This window comes from Pseudomonas sp. RIT-PI-q, assembly GCF_001297125.1.
Taxonomy (GTDB): Bacteria; Pseudomonadota; Gammaproteobacteria; order Pseudomonadales; family Pseudomonadaceae; genus Aquipseudomonas.
The window spans coordinates 25926-43417 of record NZ_LHPC01000021.1; the positions used below are offsets into that span (position 1 = coordinate 25926).

Consider the following 17492-nt stretch of genomic DNA (forward strand, 5'->3'; position numbering starts at 1 on the left):
TTGAGTCAAATTCAGCCTGAAGTAGACGTCAGCTATTGGCCCAGAGTGTGTAAAAACGCTTCGCCAAAATTGAAGTGTCCGCGTCTACGTTAAATCTGAAATTTATCGGCACGTCTGCAGATGTGGATTTCGCGTAGAAACGCGATTTCCATTCCGGTTTTGAGCACCTGAAGCGCTCAAAAACGTTTTTACACAGCCTCGGCCGGTAGCAGCCTGTCACGAAAGGCTTGCTACCGGCCAGAAACAGTCGTTCTGGAAGGCCGGAACCGGCCAAAAGCGCCCAGATATCAGTCGATAGGCCCGGCTTCCCCGGAGCATTAGGGGCCTACACAGACAGCATTTATCAGCCCTGCCCCAAAAACTCTCTAGGCCAAACAAAAAAATATGGGAAGCCAGCAATCCCACCATCAAAAACGAAGGGGCTACAAGCTCATAAAAACTTCAAAAATCACTTTTAATCTGCTCAGCAGTTAACACTCTAGCAGTAATCCTCTCTACCTCGCGAGATGAAAACCTTCGGAGGTCACGCAGACTATCTAAAAAGCTAGGGAGTTCGTCTTCACTAGCTATTATAATGTACTTTATATCATCGGCATCAAAGTCTAGTCGGTAATCCTTTACACTTTCACTTGCTGTTATTAGAGTTTCTTCGGTAATGTCTTTTTCGGCATAATACATCTCGCAGGAACTACCAATTTCAGGAACATACCTCCACTCTCGCTCGTCCGAAAATCGGTACATTCCGTAAGACTCACCCTTGCGCTCCAATATCTCTTCGTAGTTTTTTGTATATCTAGCAATGTCCGCAATCCTATTGAAGGCCGCAATAGCATCATCATCGTCAGCATCATCTTGCTCATAGTGCGTAATGGCATGCTCATAACTATGTGCAAGATTAGACCGTCGTTGTACATAAAGAACCGGATTTAAGCCTTTTTTGACTGCCCACTCTCTGGTCAGCCCAATACCATAAGAGCCATAACGCGAAAGGTGATCTTTGATCTGAGATAGAGGGATATCACAGAAACTTACCATGGGGACATGAAGCGTCATACTTTTCATGCCCCACCATATGCGTTCCCTGCAGTATTTTATTCGAAAGTTATCCGAGAGTATTCCGTCGAGAGCCGCCCGACTATCAGTCAAATGAATTAATGAGCTAGAGCTGAGCGCCATAAAACAAGTTCCAATAAAAGAAATGAATATCTAAATTTTTTTTAAAAATATTAACGCTCTAGCCTCGCGACCGCTTGAGCGCATCATGTGCTCGATGCGCAAGGCTAACCTCGTAGAGAATCGCACACAATCCTACCTCTGCTCAAAATAAACTGACGCCCTTTGGTTGTTCGATGCACTCCGCGAGTGGCTGCGTAGGTGGATCCCTACCAATCACCAATGACAGCAACGGGTCGATAGAAGGCGTTCGTGAAAAGATGGTATCAGCCGTACTGTGCCCCGGGTCAATCTCCAGGTTGTGCCAGTCATGCCGTAGGGGGCCCTTCCTATAAGAAGGCTCGAGAAGTCTGGGCAGCAAGCAAAACAGAAGCCTATGAAAAGATCAAATACATCGAGGGCGGTAGCGTCATTAGCGGAATGTTAGGTGGTGCTGCGGCAGGTGTGGTCATGCGGCGGAGCCCCATAGTGCTGCTTTCCAGCACGACAGTGATGTTTAGGTAAATCAAGAATACTAAAATGACAAAAAAGGGCCCATCTGGGCCCTTTTTCAGGTGCAACGAACTTACTTTTTCAACCAGCTTTCAACCTCATCGGAACCGTGCTTGGTTTTCCACTCCTTCAACGTCTTGTGATTACCGCCTTTGGTTTCGACCACTTCGCCAGTGTGAGGATTCTTGTATGTCTTAAGCTCGCGAGGTTTGCGTTTGCCTGTTGTTTGAACGGGCGCTTGGCTGCGTGCGCTGCTTTGTGGGTCTAATAGGTTGACGATGTGCTTGAGGCTGAAGCCGTACTGGGCGAGCAATTCACGGAGCTTGGTTTCAAACTCGATCTCTTTTTTCAGTGCTCCGTCGCCCTTCAATGCTTCGAGCGCCTGAAGCTGTTCGGCCAAGTGTTTTTCTAGCAGACGGTATTCGGCAAGTTTTGACATTATTGCTTCCTGATTTATTTTTGAAGATATCTATCTGAATAGCATTACAGCATAGAGTTCAGGTTACTTTCGACCTTTTAGCTGGCTTTCGATGTGGCTCATTTCGCTCTTGATCAAGTTGACGGTTAGTGCCTGAACTTTAGAGGCTTTACCGGCTTTGATATCTACGACCTTCATCAGCGCCGTCAAATAGCTTTTGCGCGCTTTCAGGGTGTCAGTCCAGCTAGCGCTGTTTTGTATGGTAGTAATCATGATTTATTTAATCCGAGGGTTTCTAAACAGCCCGCGTCGGCGGGCTATTTCGGGTTCAAGCTGTCAACAGTTCCTCTAATGTGATATTTCGGGCAGCAGCGGCAAGCTCCTCACGACGAATATCCGAATGAAAAGGACCGAATCGAGGTACATCCAGCTTGGAGAAACCGTATCCCGAGCCCCCCTTTTGGTAGCTCACGGCAATTATCCGTGCGCCTATAGCTATGAGTTGATCTGTAACCGCATTCCACTCTTCGTCTAACGTAAGCCCTACTGCGCTCAGGGCCGCATTTTTGGCGTCGTCTGCTCGCTGCTTGGCGTTTGAGATTTGCGTTTCAAGAGAGTCAAGTTCCGCCTGTAAAGCCACGAGGATGAGCTCCTGCCTTCTAACGTGCTCATCTGTGGATGCGAGTTGCTTGGCTGCCTTCTGAATTTCGCCGTTGGCTGCTTTTTCGCCTTCGCTGTCGCCACTCGCAAGACTTCTGGCATACAGACTTGCAGCGTCTCTTTCTGCTTGCTGCGCTTTTTCCAGGGATTGCTCCGCATCCGTCTGAATCGTCAGAAGGCGCTCATTCAAGTGCGACTGTGTCCGTTCCAACGCTTCAACCTCAGCAGCCGTTTCGGACATGGCTTGGATCGACTTCGTTTTGATCTCGTCAACCTGCTCCATGCGTTCCAAATACGCGATCTTTGTTTCAGTGCGTTCAAGCTCGTATGGGATAGCTCGCAAGCGGCTGTTGGCAGATGATAGCCGCTCCATAGCTTCACACCCCTCAGGGCTTCCTATCATGTTGCCGTTCGGGCTGTAGTTGCTGGGGGCGTTGCGCCACTCGGCCTCCAGAACAGGAATACTTTTTTCGATGGTTTCGCGCTCAGCGACAAGAGAGGCTCGTTGGTTTTTCAATTCATTCATTTTCATGTTCATGGTCCTTGATGAGTTTTGATTACATTGATTTGGCTGGCGAGGCCGGGAGTGAGCCGGCGTTACCTCGATCAGCTGAGATGCCCTCAGGCAGCCCGAGCCTCGCTGTCATCCGTTCCCGGAATTGCCTTCACGATGTAGCAGCGCTGTTGGCCTAAGCCGGGCAATCGCACCAAACTTGATGCCTTGCCGTCGCTGCTCGGCTCCAGCACACCGCGTTGCAAGAGTTCCTTGTTTACTGCGGTAAGGTTCATGCCCCGGAAGATCTCCGAGCGCCAAGCCTCGGTCAGCACGTAGTAGGTATTCGTGGTGTGCAGGGTGTCTCCCATGCCGTGCTCCAGCGTCTTGCGAAAGCCGAGGCGGTCGATCGTGCGCGGGCCGTGTTCGTCGATCTTGGCTGCAGTCGATTCCCAGCGGGTGAAGCGGCTTTCGCCGAAGCGCTCGATGAACTGTCGCAGCCTCGCTGATATCGCATCGCCCTCGAAATTACCGGCACCGCCACGTTCGTTTAGCCAAGCACTCAGGCACACGCGAGCGGCCGTGGTGGCGGTCCCGTCTGGCCAGCCGGTGATACCCATCGCGGTGGCCAGCTCGCCTGCGGCTGCCGCGAGACCGAAACGAGCGGCAGCACGGTGCGCCTGCCCACTCGCGGATGCAGGAAGCGATTTAGCGATAAAGCCTTCCAGCGTGCGGCGCAGGATCCCCGCCCAGCCATGGCGTTTGCCGGGTTCGCACAGCGCCGTCAGAAATGCAGTGAGCGGGGTGCCGTAGTATTTCGCTACGCGGGCTTTGAGCGCATCGGAGAGCGCTGCCGCATCCTCGAAACCGTTGAGCGTGTCGAACATGCCAAGGCCTTTGCTTGCGTCGGCCGGAACGGCGAGCATGCGCACCTCCATGCCCGCTTTCAGCTCCTTGTTGGCTTCGGCCATGTGCTGGGCCAAGGTCTTCTCGCCAGTGGAGAGGAACAGCAGGCGCCACTCTTGTACCTGTCGGCCTGCTTGGCCTCGGTCATTGGCGCGAGCCTTCCCGGTGCCGTTGCCGAGCATGTAGACCGTTTCGCCAATGATGCGTGGATCGCACATGCCGATTTCATCCAGTACCAGGAGTCCATCAGAATGCGCGGCAGCGATGGACTCCAGCGCGTTGTCAGTCGAGCGCCATGAACGCACCAGACGAGGTCCGCCATAGATCGAGGTGGCAACTTGCAGGTGAGTGGTCTTGCCGCCGGAGCTGTCGCCGTACAGGTGGAAGCCGCCCGACTCATGGCCGAGCATGTGTAGCAGCGGACCCGCGAACGCCACTCCAACGACAAACGCTAGGCGATGATTGCCAACGCACAATGCGCCTATCTGCTGTTGCCATTGTTCGAGCGTGCCCGCTTCGTTGATCGGTGGAAGCTGTGCACCGGCATCATAGAAATGCAGATGTTCGCTGTGCGTGCCAACCTGCTGCTCGGGCAAGAGAAAGGCGTTGTCGTGCCAACCCAAGCGGGTTACCAGACGTGCCCGTTCCGCGCTGTCAAATCCGCCGAGGTAACTCTGCAAGTCATTGCGTGCGTTGCGTCCCGAGCGGCTACCGGCGAGGCGCAGGCCCATGTCTACCAGCGGCCCAAGTACGTCCTTGCCGAAGTCGCCAGTCATTGTGCGTGCCGGAATGTTCCAGCGTTTTTTGGTGCCGTCTGGATCGTCGAACTCGACCAGGAGACCCCAGTTCTGGCCCTTGTCATCACGCGTCCGGGCGAGGATAGCCAGAGGCGAACATACCGGACGCGCCTCGCCGTCGTCACCGGCATAAAACACGCCTTCGGACGTCAGGCGAAAGCCACCCGGCATTAGGTCGTTTTTCGATTTTGTCGGGCGTTTGGGCGCTGCTTTAGGCTTCTGTTCGGGTTCTGGTTCAACGTGTGCAACAACTGTTTTCTCCTCGATCACAGCGAACAGTTCACCACTGCTTTCCAGCTCGACGAAGTGGGCGGCAGTCCAGCCTTTGGCGATTGCATCGGCGGCATCGTCGCCTTCGTTCCACTGCCCACCTTTGGCAAAAGCGGCACGTTCGTTCTTTCGCACCGGCTTACGTTTGAACACGTCCAGTGCGATGGGGCGGACCGAGGCAGCGCCGATTTCGCGCAGCTTCTCGGCAACGATTTCCATGCAGCCTTTGCCGCTGTCGTCGTTGTCCGGCCACAACAACACGTCCCGACCTTTGAGAGTTGTCAGGTCGGCTTTGTGCCAAGAATTGGAACCGTTCGGCCAGCAGGAGGCCACGTGGTTGGGCAGCAGTTCGGCGGCGGCATCGGCAGCTTTCTCGCCTTCGCACAGAACCACCGGTGCGTCACTGCGTTGGGCCAGTTCATCAAGGCGAAGCAAGGGGCGCGGATCTGGCAGACCCTGCCAGCGCCATTGTGTGGATTGGCCATCGGCGCGCTGACACCACGTCAGTGGCGCGAAGACCTTCTTCGGCTTGCCGTCTTCATCGGGGCCGAGGTCGAAGCGGTAGAGCGCCATGAGAGGCTGACCCTTTGCGTCGCGATAGACCCATACCTTGGACGGCACACCATGATTGCGATGTTTGGCTGGGCACTTGTTCATGGCCTCGGTCGGGATCGGCTGAATAGCGTTCCACGTCGTTGCTTTGGGCTTGATCGGTGCAGCTTTCGTCTGGGCAGCACCGGGCGCAACGTTCAATAAGTCGGCCAGCTTGTTGCAAGCCTCGACGTCAGTGCCGCCGTCCAAATAGCGCACCAGATCGATGAGATCGCCGCCTTTGTCTCCGGTGGCAAAGTCGGCCCAGGTGCCCTTGCTCGAATTGATCTTCAGCGAACCGGCACGCTTGTCGCTGCGGGTTGGATTCGGAGCGGTATATTCCTTGCCGCCGTCTACACGCTTGCCGTTGGGTAGCCAATGCGACAGGACACGATCAATGTCTTTCAGCGCAGCGGCTTTCACGTCGGCAAAGCTTGGGCGTCTCGCGGAGTTGTTCTGGCGTTGGCTCATGCGTCAGCCCTCGGCAGAAACAGCGCGTCGTTGATGTCATCGATCAGCGCTTTGGCCATCTCGCCAAGGTACAGAGCAGGCCAACTGAAACGCTCACCGCTGTCGCTCATAGCGGCGTCGAAGTTGAGTTGGTTAGCGTGATGCTGGAGTAGAGAAACCATCTCCAGTGCATCCTCGACCGGGACACCGGCATTGACCCGAAATAACTTTAAATCGGTGGCGTTCACGCGAGTAAAAGTGGCGTGGCCGAGCGTGGTGGAAGCGGTCATAGCGCACCGCCTTTCTGCATGGCAGGCGTCGACGTGTTATCGCCGTGCATGGCCAGTGTTTTGATCAGGCCGAGGGTGCCGCGTACATCCCAAAGGACGGCCGCGATAACGTGATTGGCGAGGCGCGAGGATTCATTTTCGAAGTGATCCTCGAGCAATGTCAGCACTGAATCGGCACGGTCAATCGCGCAGGTAATAGCGTCGATGGGCACACCGGCTTCTGCGGTTGGATTCACGCAAAGCAGGTCTTCAGGCAGAGAGAAACTCAGGGCATTATTCATTGGGCACCGCCTGCGGTTTCGAGTGCGCGGGCTTTGGCCATGTGAGCGTTGTAACGAGAGAGGCGTGTAGAGAGGCTGGAGTTGGCGTGTAAAGCGGCGAGAGCCATTGCACGGTGTGCAGTGGCGCGAATTTTGGACGGATTGAGGCCGTGCATAGGTGGAGCTCCTTCTTAAGTAGGAACTGCCACGATTCGTCGCCAAACGAATTGGGGTGGCAGCTGTGCGCAGGTTGGCGAACCGGGTAAGAAGGAACCCGGCAGACCCGAAGGTCTCCCACGCACAGCCGCCATAAAGCAGGAATGCGGGCACAAAAAAAGCGCCTGCAATCGAGATGGGGGCGCCTGTGCGCCTTCTTAAACTCGGGTCGCCAAACCCGGTCGCTGATTTTGCAGCGACGGCCAGAGAGTAACGTCCGTTTTTCGAAAGTGCAACTGCGCTGGTGGCTTGCGGTTTATTCTGGTGCGGCATAAATTGTTCGGGCATGTAGATTGACCTCAACGCCTCCGGATCGCCCCCGGGGGCGTTTTTTTTTCAGGCGTGAGCTTCCCAGCGCAGGGAGAGCAAGGGCAGGAAGTCGCCGTCGATCAAGGATCTGGCGTCTTCGTAGGCGTCGATCTGCTGGCCTTCATCGACGACCACAAATCCAAATTTTTCGCAGTGGAGGGCGAGAATGCACCAGGTGCCGTCGGCCCATTTGAGGATGCTGACCACACGCCCCTTTTTTTCTTCTCGGCTGCGAAAGCGTTCAAACCGCTGCATGGTTTGGGATGAAAAACCGATTCGGCGCAACAGCGAAAACGGATACATCACCGCTTTGCTCGCGATCTTGAATTTCATGCAGCCACCTCGTTACGGGTCGCGATGCGTGCTCGATTCCAATTCAAAACCTCGGCTAAAACCCACGCCACCGGCGCGCCTCGTGCGTTGCTATTGGTGAGTTTCACTGCCTGTGGGAATCCGCTTTCGGACTGGTTCATAAGCTTGTAAACGGTTGCGCGGCCGATGCCTGTGAGAGCCATGACTTGATTGATACGGATCAACGTGGCAGCGGGGTCGTACCGGGACAGATCCCAATCAGAAGCGTTGATTTGTGATTGCGGCGAGTTGGCGCTGTTACGTCGGTCAGTGATCGACGCGGCGGATGCAGAGAGCTCTATAGCTTTCTTGACTGGGTTGGAAGCGGTCACTCGGTTCGTCCTCCCGCATTGGCAGCGGTGGAGCAAACCCGGGTTTCAAGCCAAGCCGCGACGTCCCCGGAGCGATAACGCACCCGTGACCCGGTTTTGACGTAGGGGAGTGAATGAGTACGTGAGCTGCGCCATGCAGCGAGCGTTCGGCTGGACAAACCTAGAGCGTTCGCTACCTGATCAGTAGTGAGAAGCTCTGTAGCAGGCTGGATGGTTGCAAGTGGGGTTGCGGCGTCGTGGATAGTCATAACGGGTTACCTGTCGTAGTTCTTACAGGCCCCAGCTATGTAAACTAATAATTGATTTTTAAAAGATTTATTTTTCGTCTACTTCGAAGCAGTGTTCCGTTTAGTAGCAAGTAAAGTCAGCATGTTCGCGACAAAGTTTTCATTTTTTGCTGGGCTGTCCCACCATGTCCCACTGGTTTTCTATACAGTGTAAAAAATGAAAAGCAAAACGCGTTTTTCACAATTCTTTACACAAACGGTACTTTATTACCGAGTTTTCGACTCTCTCTCTGCAGTTTCTCAATTTCCGAAATTCAGCCCCCCGCCCCATGCTTTCTGTCGTTTCCAGCGAAAGACATTCGAGTCCCATCCATACGTGGCCATCAGTGAAGTGGTGCTATCCGGCGTTACACGCTTAGTCATCGTTACACCGCGTGTACGCGATCCCGTTCAAACGTGTAACCACCGGGAGATCCAATGAATTCGGGCATTTGGCGGAGGTCGTTACACGGGTTACACGCGTTACACGGATTTTGGGCGGGGGTGTGGATACCTGCTCATACCACCGCGCCGAAATCCCCGTGAACGACACTTCCAGCGGCTAAGTGATCCAGGTAATCGGCGTACCACTGCATCATGGTCGTGCGCTGTTTTAAGTACACAGCTTTGTTGTAAACACCCGCAACCCCATCCTTCATATGGGAAAGCTGGGCTTCAATATGGTTTTCATCAAAGCCGTGCTCGTTAAGGATCGTACTCGCAATGTGTCGGAATCCATGGCCAGTTTGACGACCTTCATAGCCCAAGCGACGTAATGCCATTAAGAAGACAGTATTGGAGCGTGCTTTGGTTGTATCGCTACGGCCAGGGAAAAGAAGCTGATACTTGCCAGTCAAAACATACAGATCCCTCAGCAGAGTTACTGCTTGGTGAGGTAGTGGCACTAGGTGCTCTCGACGCCGTTTCATTCGCTCTGCTGGTATCGTCCAAACAGCTTTTTTTAGATCAAACTCCGACCATCGAGCTTCGCGAATTTCAGAAGGACGGCAGGCCAGCATGGAGAGCAAGTGAAGCCCAATACGGATATCGATAGCGCTTGGATAAGCGCGGATTGCTCGGAGGAGAGGAGGCAATTCTTCTGGGGATACATGAGCGTAGTTTTCTGCTGGCTTCGTCTGCAGAAATTTGTGCAAGCCTTCCAGCGGGTTGTGTGTTGCCCGCCCGGTTACCCTTGCGAGGTCGTAAATCTCACGACACATTCCTCTTACGCGGCTGGTCTGCTCAATGATTCCTTTCCGCTCCATTGAGCGAAGAAAGTCCATCCATTCCATTGGAAGAATTTCGCGGTACGAGCGAGTTCCGAAAACCGGGAAGACATGCAGCTCCAGTGCGCCGATGGTTCGGACTGCTGTTCCTGCGGTCCAACCTTTACGTTTCGACGCATACCATTCCCGAGCAAGTTTTTCGAAGGTATTACTAGCGCTTTCCAACGCAGCGGCTTTTTGGGCCCGCATTGTTGCCAATGGGTTGCTCCCATCAGCAGTGCTTGCCCGCAGGTCGACTGCTTTCTGTCGCGCAGCAGATCCAGAGACCGTTGGATAACTGCCCAACCCTATCCATGACCACTTCCCGTCAGCTTTCTTGTAGCGAAGCTGCCACGACTTCTTCCCGTCTGGCCGGACACGGAGGTACACGTTGTTCCCATCGTGCTCGCGGTACTCCTTGGAGTCAGCTTCCAGGCTCGCTATGACTGTGTCAGCGAGAGGGCGCCGTTTGATTTCAGTCCTTTTCATTTCCTTGTACCCATCAGTTTCAATCTGTATCCGAGGTACACGAAAGGATACAGCGCACATTGGGATAGGGGTAGACAAGGACGGATAGCCAGAAACAAGAAAGCCCGCACAGGGCGGGCTTCTTGGGGTGTTTCGTAGACTGTCTGAGACAGGTCTAGATTGCTATTTGGTGGAGCCGGGGGGATTTGAACCCCCGTCCGCCAGTACTCCGCTGTCGGTACTACATGCGTAGCCGTTTCTATTAAGTTAACCCTCAGCGACCCGAAGGGCAGGGTGCTTTGGGCGAGTTGTGTAAGTTTTAGCCGCTTCGTCCACAACGTACTGCACGGCGATTCTGTTCTATATGACAATCACTTCGGGTTTACAGACATCCCCTAGTGATTGCTGGGCCCGAAGGCACCAGAAGCTCAGGGTCTAAGGCTGCTTACGCAGCGATAGCGAATTCCTGGCCGTAGTTATCGTCATTGGCAACTATAAGTAGTTGCAACAGTGGATTTACGAGTTCTGTTACCAACTCGGCATGCACCTAAAGTTTCGCAACCGGCGTCGAATCCTAAACGGCCCCGAACTCATTGCTCGTGAATCAAAGTGAGCAACAAGCCTGTGCAGTGTACGCCAACCCGGCTCGGAAGGCCAACCCGAAGGTTGGCCGCGAGTGATTGTGGATTGGCTTCATTGTTCAGTGTGTCATCGACAACGCCTGAGTGGCCTCGGTGGCGCACTTTTTGTCGTCCCCGGAGGCTTTTGAAGCTTCGGCGCTGGCCAGCAGTCTTTTGATCTCCATCGTGGTGTTGTCGGGGGTCGCTGGCAGTGCATTCACTTTGGCTTTGAGCTCTTGCAGCTTGCTCGTACAAAGGTCGTTGTCCGCGGCAAATACGGGAGAGGCCAACATTGCAGCAGACATGAACAAACCAGCGAGTGCGGTACGTTTCATGGATAACTCCTTGTGCTGATGGTCTCGGTGCTGCCGTATGATCGGGCGGCTCGGCCGAGGTCGAAAAACAAGCCACGATTAATTTGGCCTACTTAAGAGACCACGACGCTGCGCAGGAATTCGTTTTTTGAGAACCTCAAACGGCCACAGGCCTGTTGCTCTGTGAATCGTGTTGAGCAACAAGCCTGTGGGGTGTGCGCTGACAAGGCCAACCCGAAGGTTGGCGTTGTGCCGGGTTACTTCCCGCCTTTGTTCGCGTTCTTGATTTGCTGGATCGTTTGTTCGGTCTCGGCGATGCAATCGTCAGTCCCTTCCTTGGTGCCTTTTGCCTGATCGGCTTTGGCTTTCGTGACGCTGTCCATTACCTGATCAGACATCTCCGGAGGAGTCTGTGCCTTGGCATTTTCGATGGTTTTCAAGTTGACCGCACAGAGGTCTTCGGCGGCAAACGAGGTGGACGCCATCAGCGAGGCAGTAACGAACAGACCTAACAGTACAGAACGTTTCATATGTATCTCCTTGAACTGAGGGTCCAGGCATCGCTGGCCATCAGGACGGGCTGCCGAGTTTGGGTTAAGCCCGGTTATTGCGGGCTTAATGAGTGGACTACGGCAGCACATCAGGGTTCTATTTTTCTTGCATAACCCTTGCCTGCGTTACCCGGTCCACCAAATAGACTAGTCCGTGGTAGTCAATTCCGCCGTGCTGCGTCAGACCAATCTCACAGGTCCGGCTGGTGGAAATCCCCTCGCTGCACTGCTGCACCGCGTCCTTGAGCGAACGCAGCGAATGCGCGTTCAGCTCAGGCGTGGTGAAGCCCTTGTCACCGGCAAAGCCGCAGCAATGAATGCCTTCGGGGATGACCACGTTTTTGCTGCACTTGCGCGCCAGATCAATCAACGCCTGGCTCTCGCCAAGGTGCTGAGTGCTGCAGGTCACGTGCACCGCAATCGGTGCTTCCTGCGGTGTGAAATCGAGTCGATCCATCAAGTGCGTACGGATGAAGCGCACCGGGTCGTACAAATCCAGCCGAACATCGCCCAGGTCCTGGACCAGCCGTAATGTGCAGGGGCTGGTGTCGCAATAGATCGGGTCGAGCCCGCCGCGACTGGCGTGCAGCAGCGCACCGATCAGTTCCTGGCGTTTGTGTTCGGCCTGTTCGGCGTAGCCTTTGGAGGCGAATGGCTGGCCACAGCAGAGGCTGTCCTGGTTGTCGGGGAAGACCACCTGGTAGCCGGCTTTTTCCAGCAGCCCGCGGGTTTTGTCGTACAACGACATTTGCTCTTTATCACCCGCAGCGGGGCCCATGACCCGCGAGACACACGCCGCCAGGTACACCACCCGAGGGCGTTCGTCCGACACGGTCGGGCTGAAGCGAATGGCTTTTTCCGGCTGCGGCATGGCGTTGGTCCATTGCGGGACCTGGCCTTTGGACAACTTCGTCAGCGTTGCCGAAAGTTTCGCCAGCCGTGGCGCGCCCAGCAGCATCCGCGCGCCATTGGCGACGTGCAGGGTAAAACGCGCGCCTTGCAGCGCGGTGGCGAAATTGCCTTCCAGCCAGTTGGCGGTTTTCGTATGAGTCGCCTTACGGCCGCGCAGTTTTTTCACCAGCTCGCCGGTGTTAATTCCTACAGGGCAGCGTTGCGCACAGAGACCGGTGGCGGCGCAGGTATCGATTCCCTGATATTCGTAAGCGGCCTCAAGTTCAGAGGTCTCGACGCCTGCGCGTTTCTTCGCCTGGATGTCACGCCAGATGACGATGCGCTGGCGCGGGCTCAGGGTCAGGCCTTTCGACGGGCAGACCGGTTCGCAGAAACCGCACTCGATGCACTTATCGACAATTTCGTCGGCGGCCGGCAGTGGTTTCAGGTGCTTGAGATGGATCTGCGGATCCTCGCTGAGCACCACGTCCGGATTGAGAATGCCGTTGGGGTCGAGCAGGCGTTTGAGCTGCCACATCAACTGGTAGGCATCGCTGCCCCATTCCAGCTCGACGAAGGGCGCCATGTTGCGCCCGGTGCCGTGTTCGGCCTTCAGCGAGCCGCCGAACTCCACCGCAACCAGCTGCGCCACGTCGTCCATGAACGCCTGGTAGCGTGCGACTTCTTCCGGGTTGTTGAAGCCTTGGGTGAAGACGAAGTGCAGATTGCCTTCCAGTGCGTGTCCGAAAAGGATCGCTTCGTCGTAGTGATGTTTGTCGAACAGTTCGATCAGACGGTTCACGCCGATCGCCAGTTGTTCCACCGGGAACGTCACGTCTTCGATGATTACCGTAGTACCGGTTTTGCGCACCGCGCCGACGGCGGGAAAGGTGTCCTTGCGGATCGCCCAGAGTCGGGCGTTTTCGACCGGGTCTTCGGTGAAGTCGACTTGTTTCTCCACGGGGAATGAGGTCAACGACGCCATGATGTGCGCCAGTTGTTCGTGCAGTAACGTGGACGATGCGGCGCGGGATTCGATCAGCAGGGCACAGGCATTGATCGACAGTTGTTGTACGAAAGCCGGCATGCCGGGTTTGTCCTGCACCGAACGCAGACTGCGTCGGTCCAGCAGCTCCACAGCGGATACCGGTTGGCTTTTCAGTACGGTGACGGCGTTGCAGCAGGTTTCCACATCCGGGAACACGATCAGTGCCGACGCCTTGTTCGGATGGTCGATCACCGTGTCGTAAGTCACCGCGCTGATAAACCCGAGCGTGCCTTCGGAACCCACCAGCAAATGGCTCAAGATATCCACAGGCTCGTCGAAATCCACCAGCGCATTGAGAGACAGGCCGGTGGTGTTTTTCAGACGATATTTGTGGCGAATTTTTGCAGCCAGTTCGGTATTGGCGCGGGTCTCGCGGCCCAATGTCGCCAGACGTTCCAGCAGGTCGGAGTGACTCTCACGGAACGCCGCTACGCTGCCAGCATCTTCGGTATCGAGGCGACAGCCGTCGGCCAGCACCAGACGAATACCCGCCAGTGTGTGGTAGGTATTTTGTGCCGTGCCGCAGCACATGCCGCTGGCATTGTTGGCGACGATGCCGCCGATTTTGCAGGCGTTGATCGAGGCCGGGTCTGGACCGATCTTGCGTCCGAACGGTGCCAGCCACGCGTTGGCTTGCGCGCCGATCACGCCCGGTTGCAGGCGAATTTGTGTGCCCTGGCCGCGAATCTCGCGACCGTTCCAGTTATCCCCAAGCACGATCAACACCGAATCGCTGATGGCCTGACCGGACAAACTGGTGCCGGCCGCGCGGAAGGTCACCGGGACGTGATCGCGTTGCGCCAGTTTGAGCAGCGCGACCACTTCATCTTCCGACTCGACACGGATCACCAGTTTCGGAATCAGCCGATAGAAACTGGCGTCGGTGCCGAAGGCCAATGTCGACAGCGGATCGTCGAAACGTCGCTCTTGAGGAATCAGTTGCTGCGCATCTCGCAGGAAAGTCGTCGGTAAAGTCATTGGTCCTCCACGATCAAAACCACCAGGTCTTTCGGACCGTGGGCACCGTAGGCCAGGACTTGCTCGATGTCAGCAGTCTTCGACGGGCCGGACACCAGCAAGGCGTTGGTCGGCATGCCCTGGGCCCATTCGAATTCCTGCTGGACCTGATAGAAGTTGTCGCGGATTTCACTGGCCTTGAGCAGGGCGAAATGCACCGGAGGCACCAGGCTCATCAGGCGCGGTTCTTCCCGCGTCGGCCAGAGAATCAGACTACCGGTCGCGGCGATTGCGCCGAGGGTGGTGGTCAGGCTGGCGGGTGTGTCGTTGAACAATTCGGCCTTCCATTCTTCAACCGGACGCTCGTAGGTTTTAAGCGTAGGCAGCCCAGGATTTTTCGCCCAGTGCTGAGTGACACGTTGACCATGAGGCGTAGTCGGTGCGATCAGCAGGCTCGGCAACTGACGATCGTGCAGCAACTGAGCAAGCAACGCAGGCCAACCTTCGCCGGACGTCAGATGGATTTCGGTGTGCACCGCTTCCATCAGTTTGCGCAATTGCGGGATGCGTTGCTCGGCCGTGTAGGTGTAAGGCTGTGTCACCAGTTCAACGTCGAACTCGTCAGGCACCGGGGTCGTGCCGGTCAGACTACTGCGCAATTTACCGAGGATATTTTGCTTGGCGCTCATCAACGATCTCCCTGTTTGGCCAGATGCTCGCGGGCCATGTCATGCAGTGAGCGGGCAGCGGGTTTCGGTGCGCTGTGGTTTTGCGTCCAAGGTCCGACATTACTTGGTGCGAGGGCGCGCAAGCGAGTGGCGAAGAAACCGAACAGACGATACAGCGTCGGCGAGCTGTTGAGCTTCGCCCAGGCGTTCCAGATAAAACGTTCCTTGCGCGAGTATTTGCTGCCTTGCCCGCGCATCACTTGATGCTGACTGTCCGGGGCTTTGACGTTCTCTTCTCGCAGGCGCCGCAGCAGTGCGGGGATAGGAATTTTTACCGGGCAGACTTCGCCACAAGCGCCGCACAGCGACGACGCGCTCGGGTGGTCCGGGACTTTCGCCAGGCCGACCATGTGCGGGGTGATGATTTTTCCGATAGGCCCAGGGTAAACCTCGCCATAGGCGTGGCCGCCGATTCGGGTGTAGACCGGGCAGTGATTCATACAGGCGCCGCAGCGGATGCAGTTCAGGGTCTGGCGCAATTCGCTGTCGGCAAAGGCCTGGCTGCGACCGTTGTCGAGCAGTACCAGGTGCACTTCTTGCGGGCCGTCGAGTTCATGCTCTTTGCGCGGGCCGGAGATCATGTTGACGTAGGTGGTGATCGGCTGGCCGAGGGCCGAGCGGGTCAGCAACGACAACAGCGGCACCACATCGCGCAGGTTTTCCACGACTTTTTCGATGCCGGTGACGGCGATATGCACCGGCGGCACGGTGGTGGTCATGCGCCCGTTGCCTTCGTTTTCCACCAACAGCAAGGTGCCGGTTTCGGCCACGGCGAAGTTGACACCGGAGACGCCGATGTCCGCTTCGAAGAATTTCTGCCGCAAGACCTTGCGACCGATCTGAATGAGTTGGTCAACGTCCTTGGTGTATTCCACGCCAAGTTTGTCGTGGAACAAGGACGCGACCTGACCGGCATTCTTGTGGATCGCCGGCATAATAATGTGTGAAGGCTTCTCGTGGTCGAGCTGGACGATGTACTCGCCCATGTCCGATTCCAGGCATTCAATGCCCTGTTCAGCGAGGAAATGATTCATCTCCATCTCTTCGCTAACCATCGATTTGCCCTTGATCACTTGCCGCCCCTCGTGAGCGCGGATGATCGAGAGGACGATGCCATTGGCCTCGTCCACCGTTTCCGCCCAGTGTACTGTCACACCGTTGCGGGTCAGGTTCTGTTCAAGCTGCTCGAGCAGGTCGGGCAGCTTGGATAACGCACGGGCGCGGACAGCATTGCCCAGCGCTCGCAGATGTTCTCTTTCATGGGCATCGCTGAAGGACGCTGCCCGTTTTGTCATCAGTGAATCCATCGCAGTGCGAAAGTTGTTTCGCAGTTGCTTGTCATCCAAAGCCTTGTGAGCCCGGGTGCGAAAGTCTTCTTCTACGGCGACCGTAGGAATAATCGCGGACGCGTTCATTGAACACCTCCGGTTCGCTGCCAGAGGAAGCTGGCCAGGTGTTGGCCGCGCAACGCTTCCTGCTGTTTTTCCAGCGAGCCGTTGATGTTCATCAGGCAACCGCAGTCGGCACTGAGTACCTTGTGCGCGCCTGATTCCTTCAACGAACGGGTCTTGTCAGCCACCATCGCGCCGGAAATGTCTGGCATACGGACGCTGAAAGTCCCACCAAAGCCACAGCATTCACTTTCGTGGCTGTGATCGACCCGTTCCACATTGCTCAGTTGCGACAACAGCTCGCGACCGTGCAGGTGAGTATTCATTTCACGGCGTGCCGAGCACGACGTGTGAAGCGCCACTTTGACGGGCTCGCCACTGTCCTTGAGTTGCACCTTGCAGACGAACAACAGGAACTCGGCCAGTTCATACGTCCGGGCGGCCAGCGCCTGGACTTGCTTCAACGTTTGCGGCTCGTCCTTGAACAAGTCGGCGTAGTGTTCACGCAACATCCCGGCACACGATCCCGAAGGCACCACCACCGGATAATCCCCGGCGAACAGCGCCAACTGCGAGCGCGCCACGGTCCGGGCCTGCTCGGTGTAACCCGAGGTGTAGGCCGGTTGTCCGCAGCAGCTTTGCCCTTGCGGGTACTCGACACGAATGCCTTCGCGCTCCAGCAGGTGGATCGCGTCCATCCCGGCTTCCGGGTAGAACAGATCGACCACGCAGGTTCCGAACAGGTAGACCCGTGACGGTTTTTCGCTGGGGTATTGCCGAGGCTTGGGCAGTGGCGGGGCGACGCGGGTCGTGTTCGGCACAGCGTTGTAAAAAAGCTCGCTCATCAGGCGTTCTCCGGGTGGTCCCGGTTATCCGTCCGTTGAGGCCGCTGAATATAGAGAGGGAAGCTTTCAGCAGCCTTACAGACCGGGTTGTGAATAGCTGACGCCGGAATCGTGGTCCGGCGTCGGTTTTTTCGATGCTG

General features: G+C 56.1%; 17 protein-coding genes and 1 other RNA gene. All 18 read right to left on the reverse strand.

Going from position 1 to position 17492, the window contains the following annotated elements:
• Window positions 1-441: 441 nt before the first annotated feature.
• Window positions 442-1062 (reverse strand): abortive infection system antitoxin AbiGi family protein, encoded by a 621-nt coding sequence (locus tag AEQ67_RS06905; RefSeq protein WP_161807459.1) that lies wholly within the window; start codon window positions 1060-1062, stop codon window positions 442-444.
• Window positions 1063-1738: 676 nt separating this feature from the next.
• On the reverse strand, window positions 1739-2104 hold the full coding sequence (locus tag AEQ67_RS06910; protein WP_059403157.1) for a histone-like nucleoid-structuring protein, MvaT/MvaU family: 366 nt from the start codon (window positions 2102-2104) through the stop codon (window positions 1739-1741).
• 63 nt (window positions 2105-2167) lie between these two features.
• Complete coding sequence (locus AEQ67_RS06915; RefSeq protein ID WP_059403158.1) at window positions 2168-2356, reverse strand: hypothetical protein; 189 nt, start codon at window positions 2354-2356, stop codon at window positions 2168-2170.
• A gap of 55 nt (window positions 2357-2411) precedes the next feature.
• Complete coding sequence (locus AEQ67_RS06920; RefSeq protein WP_236710288.1) at window positions 2412-3275, reverse strand: hypothetical protein; 864 nt, start codon at window positions 3273-3275, stop codon at window positions 2412-2414.
• Window positions 3276-3364: 89 nt separating this feature from the next.
• On the reverse strand, window positions 3365-6271 hold the full coding sequence (locus AEQ67_RS06925) for a DUF927 domain-containing protein (RefSeq protein WP_059403159.1): 2907 nt from the start codon (window positions 6269-6271) through the stop codon (window positions 3365-3367).
• Window positions 6268-6540, reverse strand: a complete 273-nt coding sequence (locus AEQ67_RS06930; RefSeq protein WP_059403160.1) for a DUF3077 domain-containing protein — start codon at window positions 6538-6540, stop codon at window positions 6268-6270. The genes AEQ67_RS06925 and AEQ67_RS06930 overlap by 4 nt, the downstream gene beginning before the upstream one ends.
• Entirely contained in the window at window positions 6537-6821 is a 285-nt protein-coding gene (locus AEQ67_RS06935) for a hypothetical protein (protein WP_038362940.1), read from the reverse strand. The genes AEQ67_RS06930 and AEQ67_RS06935 overlap by 4 nt, the downstream gene beginning before the upstream one ends.
• A gap of 531 nt (window positions 6822-7352) precedes the next feature.
• The gene (locus AEQ67_RS06940; protein WP_059403161.1) at window positions 7353-7658 is read right to left on the reverse strand and encodes a hypothetical protein; all 306 of its coding nucleotides are present in this window, start codon (window positions 7656-7658) and stop codon (window positions 7353-7355) included.
• The gene (locus tag AEQ67_RS06945) at window positions 7655-7909 is read right to left on the reverse strand and encodes a helix-turn-helix transcriptional regulator (protein WP_059403416.1); all 255 of its coding nucleotides are present in this window, start codon (window positions 7907-7909) and stop codon (window positions 7655-7657) included. The genes AEQ67_RS06940 and AEQ67_RS06945 overlap by 4 nt, the downstream gene beginning before the upstream one ends.
• Before the next feature lie 95 nt (window positions 7910-8004).
• A complete protein-coding gene (locus tag AEQ67_RS33590; RefSeq protein ID WP_082377788.1) occupies window positions 8005-8256 on the reverse strand; it encodes a helix-turn-helix domain-containing protein in 252 nt (83 codons plus the stop codon).
• A 536-nt stretch (window positions 8257-8792) separates the two neighbouring features.
• A complete protein-coding gene (locus AEQ67_RS06950; protein ID WP_059403162.1) occupies window positions 8793-10028 on the reverse strand; it encodes a tyrosine-type recombinase/integrase in 1236 nt (411 codons plus the stop codon).
• Window positions 10029-10195: 167 nt separating this feature from the next.
• Window positions 10196-10593, reverse strand: a transfer-messenger RNA (tmRNA) gene (ssrA, locus tag AEQ67_RS06955).
• A 114-nt stretch (window positions 10594-10707) separates the two neighbouring features.
• On the reverse strand, window positions 10708-10962 hold the full coding sequence (locus AEQ67_RS06960; protein WP_059403163.1) for a hypothetical protein: 255 nt from the start codon (window positions 10960-10962) through the stop codon (window positions 10708-10710).
• 236 nt (window positions 10963-11198) lie between these two features.
• On the reverse strand, window positions 11199-11471 hold the full coding sequence (locus tag AEQ67_RS06965) for a hypothetical protein (RefSeq protein ID WP_059403164.1): 273 nt from the start codon (window positions 11469-11471) through the stop codon (window positions 11199-11201).
• Between the two features lie 118 nt (window positions 11472-11589).
• Window positions 11590-14409: an FAD-binding and (Fe-S)-binding domain-containing protein gene (locus tag AEQ67_RS06970; RefSeq protein WP_059403165.1), complete on the reverse strand. Its 2820-nt coding sequence runs from the start codon at window positions 14407-14409 to the stop codon at window positions 11590-11592.
• Window positions 14406-15077 (reverse strand): LutC/YkgG family protein, encoded by a 672-nt coding sequence (locus tag AEQ67_RS06975; RefSeq protein WP_059403166.1) that lies wholly within the window; start codon window positions 15075-15077, stop codon window positions 14406-14408. The genes AEQ67_RS06970 and AEQ67_RS06975 overlap by 4 nt, the downstream gene beginning before the upstream one ends.
• Window positions 15077-16531 carry a LutB/LldF family L-lactate oxidation iron-sulfur protein gene (locus AEQ67_RS06980; RefSeq protein ID WP_059403167.1) on the reverse strand — a complete coding sequence of 485 codons (1455 nt, stop codon included), beginning with the start codon at window positions 16529-16531 and terminating at the stop codon, window positions 15077-15079. Before AEQ67_RS06980 ends, AEQ67_RS06975 begins: the two co-directional genes overlap by 1 nt.
• On the reverse strand, window positions 16528-17352 hold the full coding sequence (locus AEQ67_RS06985; RefSeq protein WP_059403168.1) for a (Fe-S)-binding protein: 825 nt from the start codon (window positions 17350-17352) through the stop codon (window positions 16528-16530). Before AEQ67_RS06985 ends, AEQ67_RS06980 begins: the two co-directional genes overlap by 4 nt.
• Window positions 17353-17492: the final 140 nt, after the last annotated feature.

Excerpts from the sequence above, each read along its gene's own strand:
- AEQ67_RS06925 (WP_059403159.1), bottom strand. The coding sequence starts at position 6,271 with ATGAGCCAACGCCAGAACAACTCCGCGAGACGCCCAAGCTTTGCCGAC.
- AEQ67_RS06915 (WP_059403158.1), bottom strand. The coding sequence starts at position 2,356 with ATGATTACTACCATACAAAACAGCGCTAGCTGGACTGACACCCTGAAA.
- AEQ67_RS06905 (WP_161807459.1), bottom strand. The coding sequence starts at position 1,062 with ATGAAAAGTATGACGCTTCATGTCCCCATGGTAAGTTTCTGTGATATC.
- AEQ67_RS06970 (WP_059403165.1), bottom strand. The coding sequence starts at position 14,409 with ATGACTTTACCGACGACTTTCCTGCGAGATGCGCAGCAACTGATTCCT.
- AEQ67_RS06940 (WP_059403161.1), bottom strand. The coding sequence starts at position 7,658 with ATGAAATTCAAGATCGCGAGCAAAGCGGTGATGTATCCGTTTTCGCTG.
- AEQ67_RS06935 (WP_038362940.1), bottom strand. The coding sequence starts at position 6,821 with ATGAATAATGCCCTGAGTTTCTCTCTGCCTGAAGACCTGCTTTGCGTG.
- AEQ67_RS06980 (WP_059403167.1), bottom strand. The coding sequence starts at position 16,531 with ATGAACGCGTCCGCGATTATTCCTACGGTCGCCGTAGAAGAAGACTTT.
- AEQ67_RS06950 (WP_059403162.1), bottom strand. The coding sequence starts at position 10,028 with ATGAAAAGGACTGAAATCAAACGGCGCCCTCTCGCTGACACAGTCATA.
- AEQ67_RS06975 (WP_059403166.1), bottom strand. The coding sequence starts at position 15,077 with ATGAGCGCCAAGCAAAATATCCTCGGTAAATTGCGCAGTAGTCTGACC.
- AEQ67_RS33590 (WP_082377788.1), bottom strand. The coding sequence starts at position 8,256 with ATGACTATCCACGACGCCGCAACCCCACTTGCAACCATCCAGCCTGCT.
- AEQ67_RS06985 (WP_059403168.1), bottom strand. The coding sequence starts at position 17,352 with ATGAGCGAGCTTTTTTACAACGCTGTGCCGAACACGACCCGCGTCGCC.
- AEQ67_RS06965 (WP_059403164.1), bottom strand. The coding sequence starts at position 11,471 with ATGAAACGTTCTGTACTGTTAGGTCTGTTCGTTACTGCCTCGCTGATG.
- AEQ67_RS06960 (WP_059403163.1), bottom strand. The coding sequence starts at position 10,962 with ATGAAACGTACCGCACTCGCTGGTTTGTTCATGTCTGCTGCAATGTTG.
- AEQ67_RS06920 (WP_236710288.1), bottom strand. The coding sequence starts at position 3,275 with ATGAAAATGAATGAATTGAAAAACCAACGAGCCTCTCTTGTCGCTGAG.
- AEQ67_RS06910 (WP_059403157.1), bottom strand. The coding sequence starts at position 2,104 with ATGTCAAAACTTGCCGAATACCGTCTGCTAGAAAAACACTTGGCCGAA.
- AEQ67_RS06930 (WP_059403160.1), bottom strand. The coding sequence starts at position 6,540 with ATGACCGCTTCCACCACGCTCGGCCACGCCACTTTTACTCGCGTGAAC.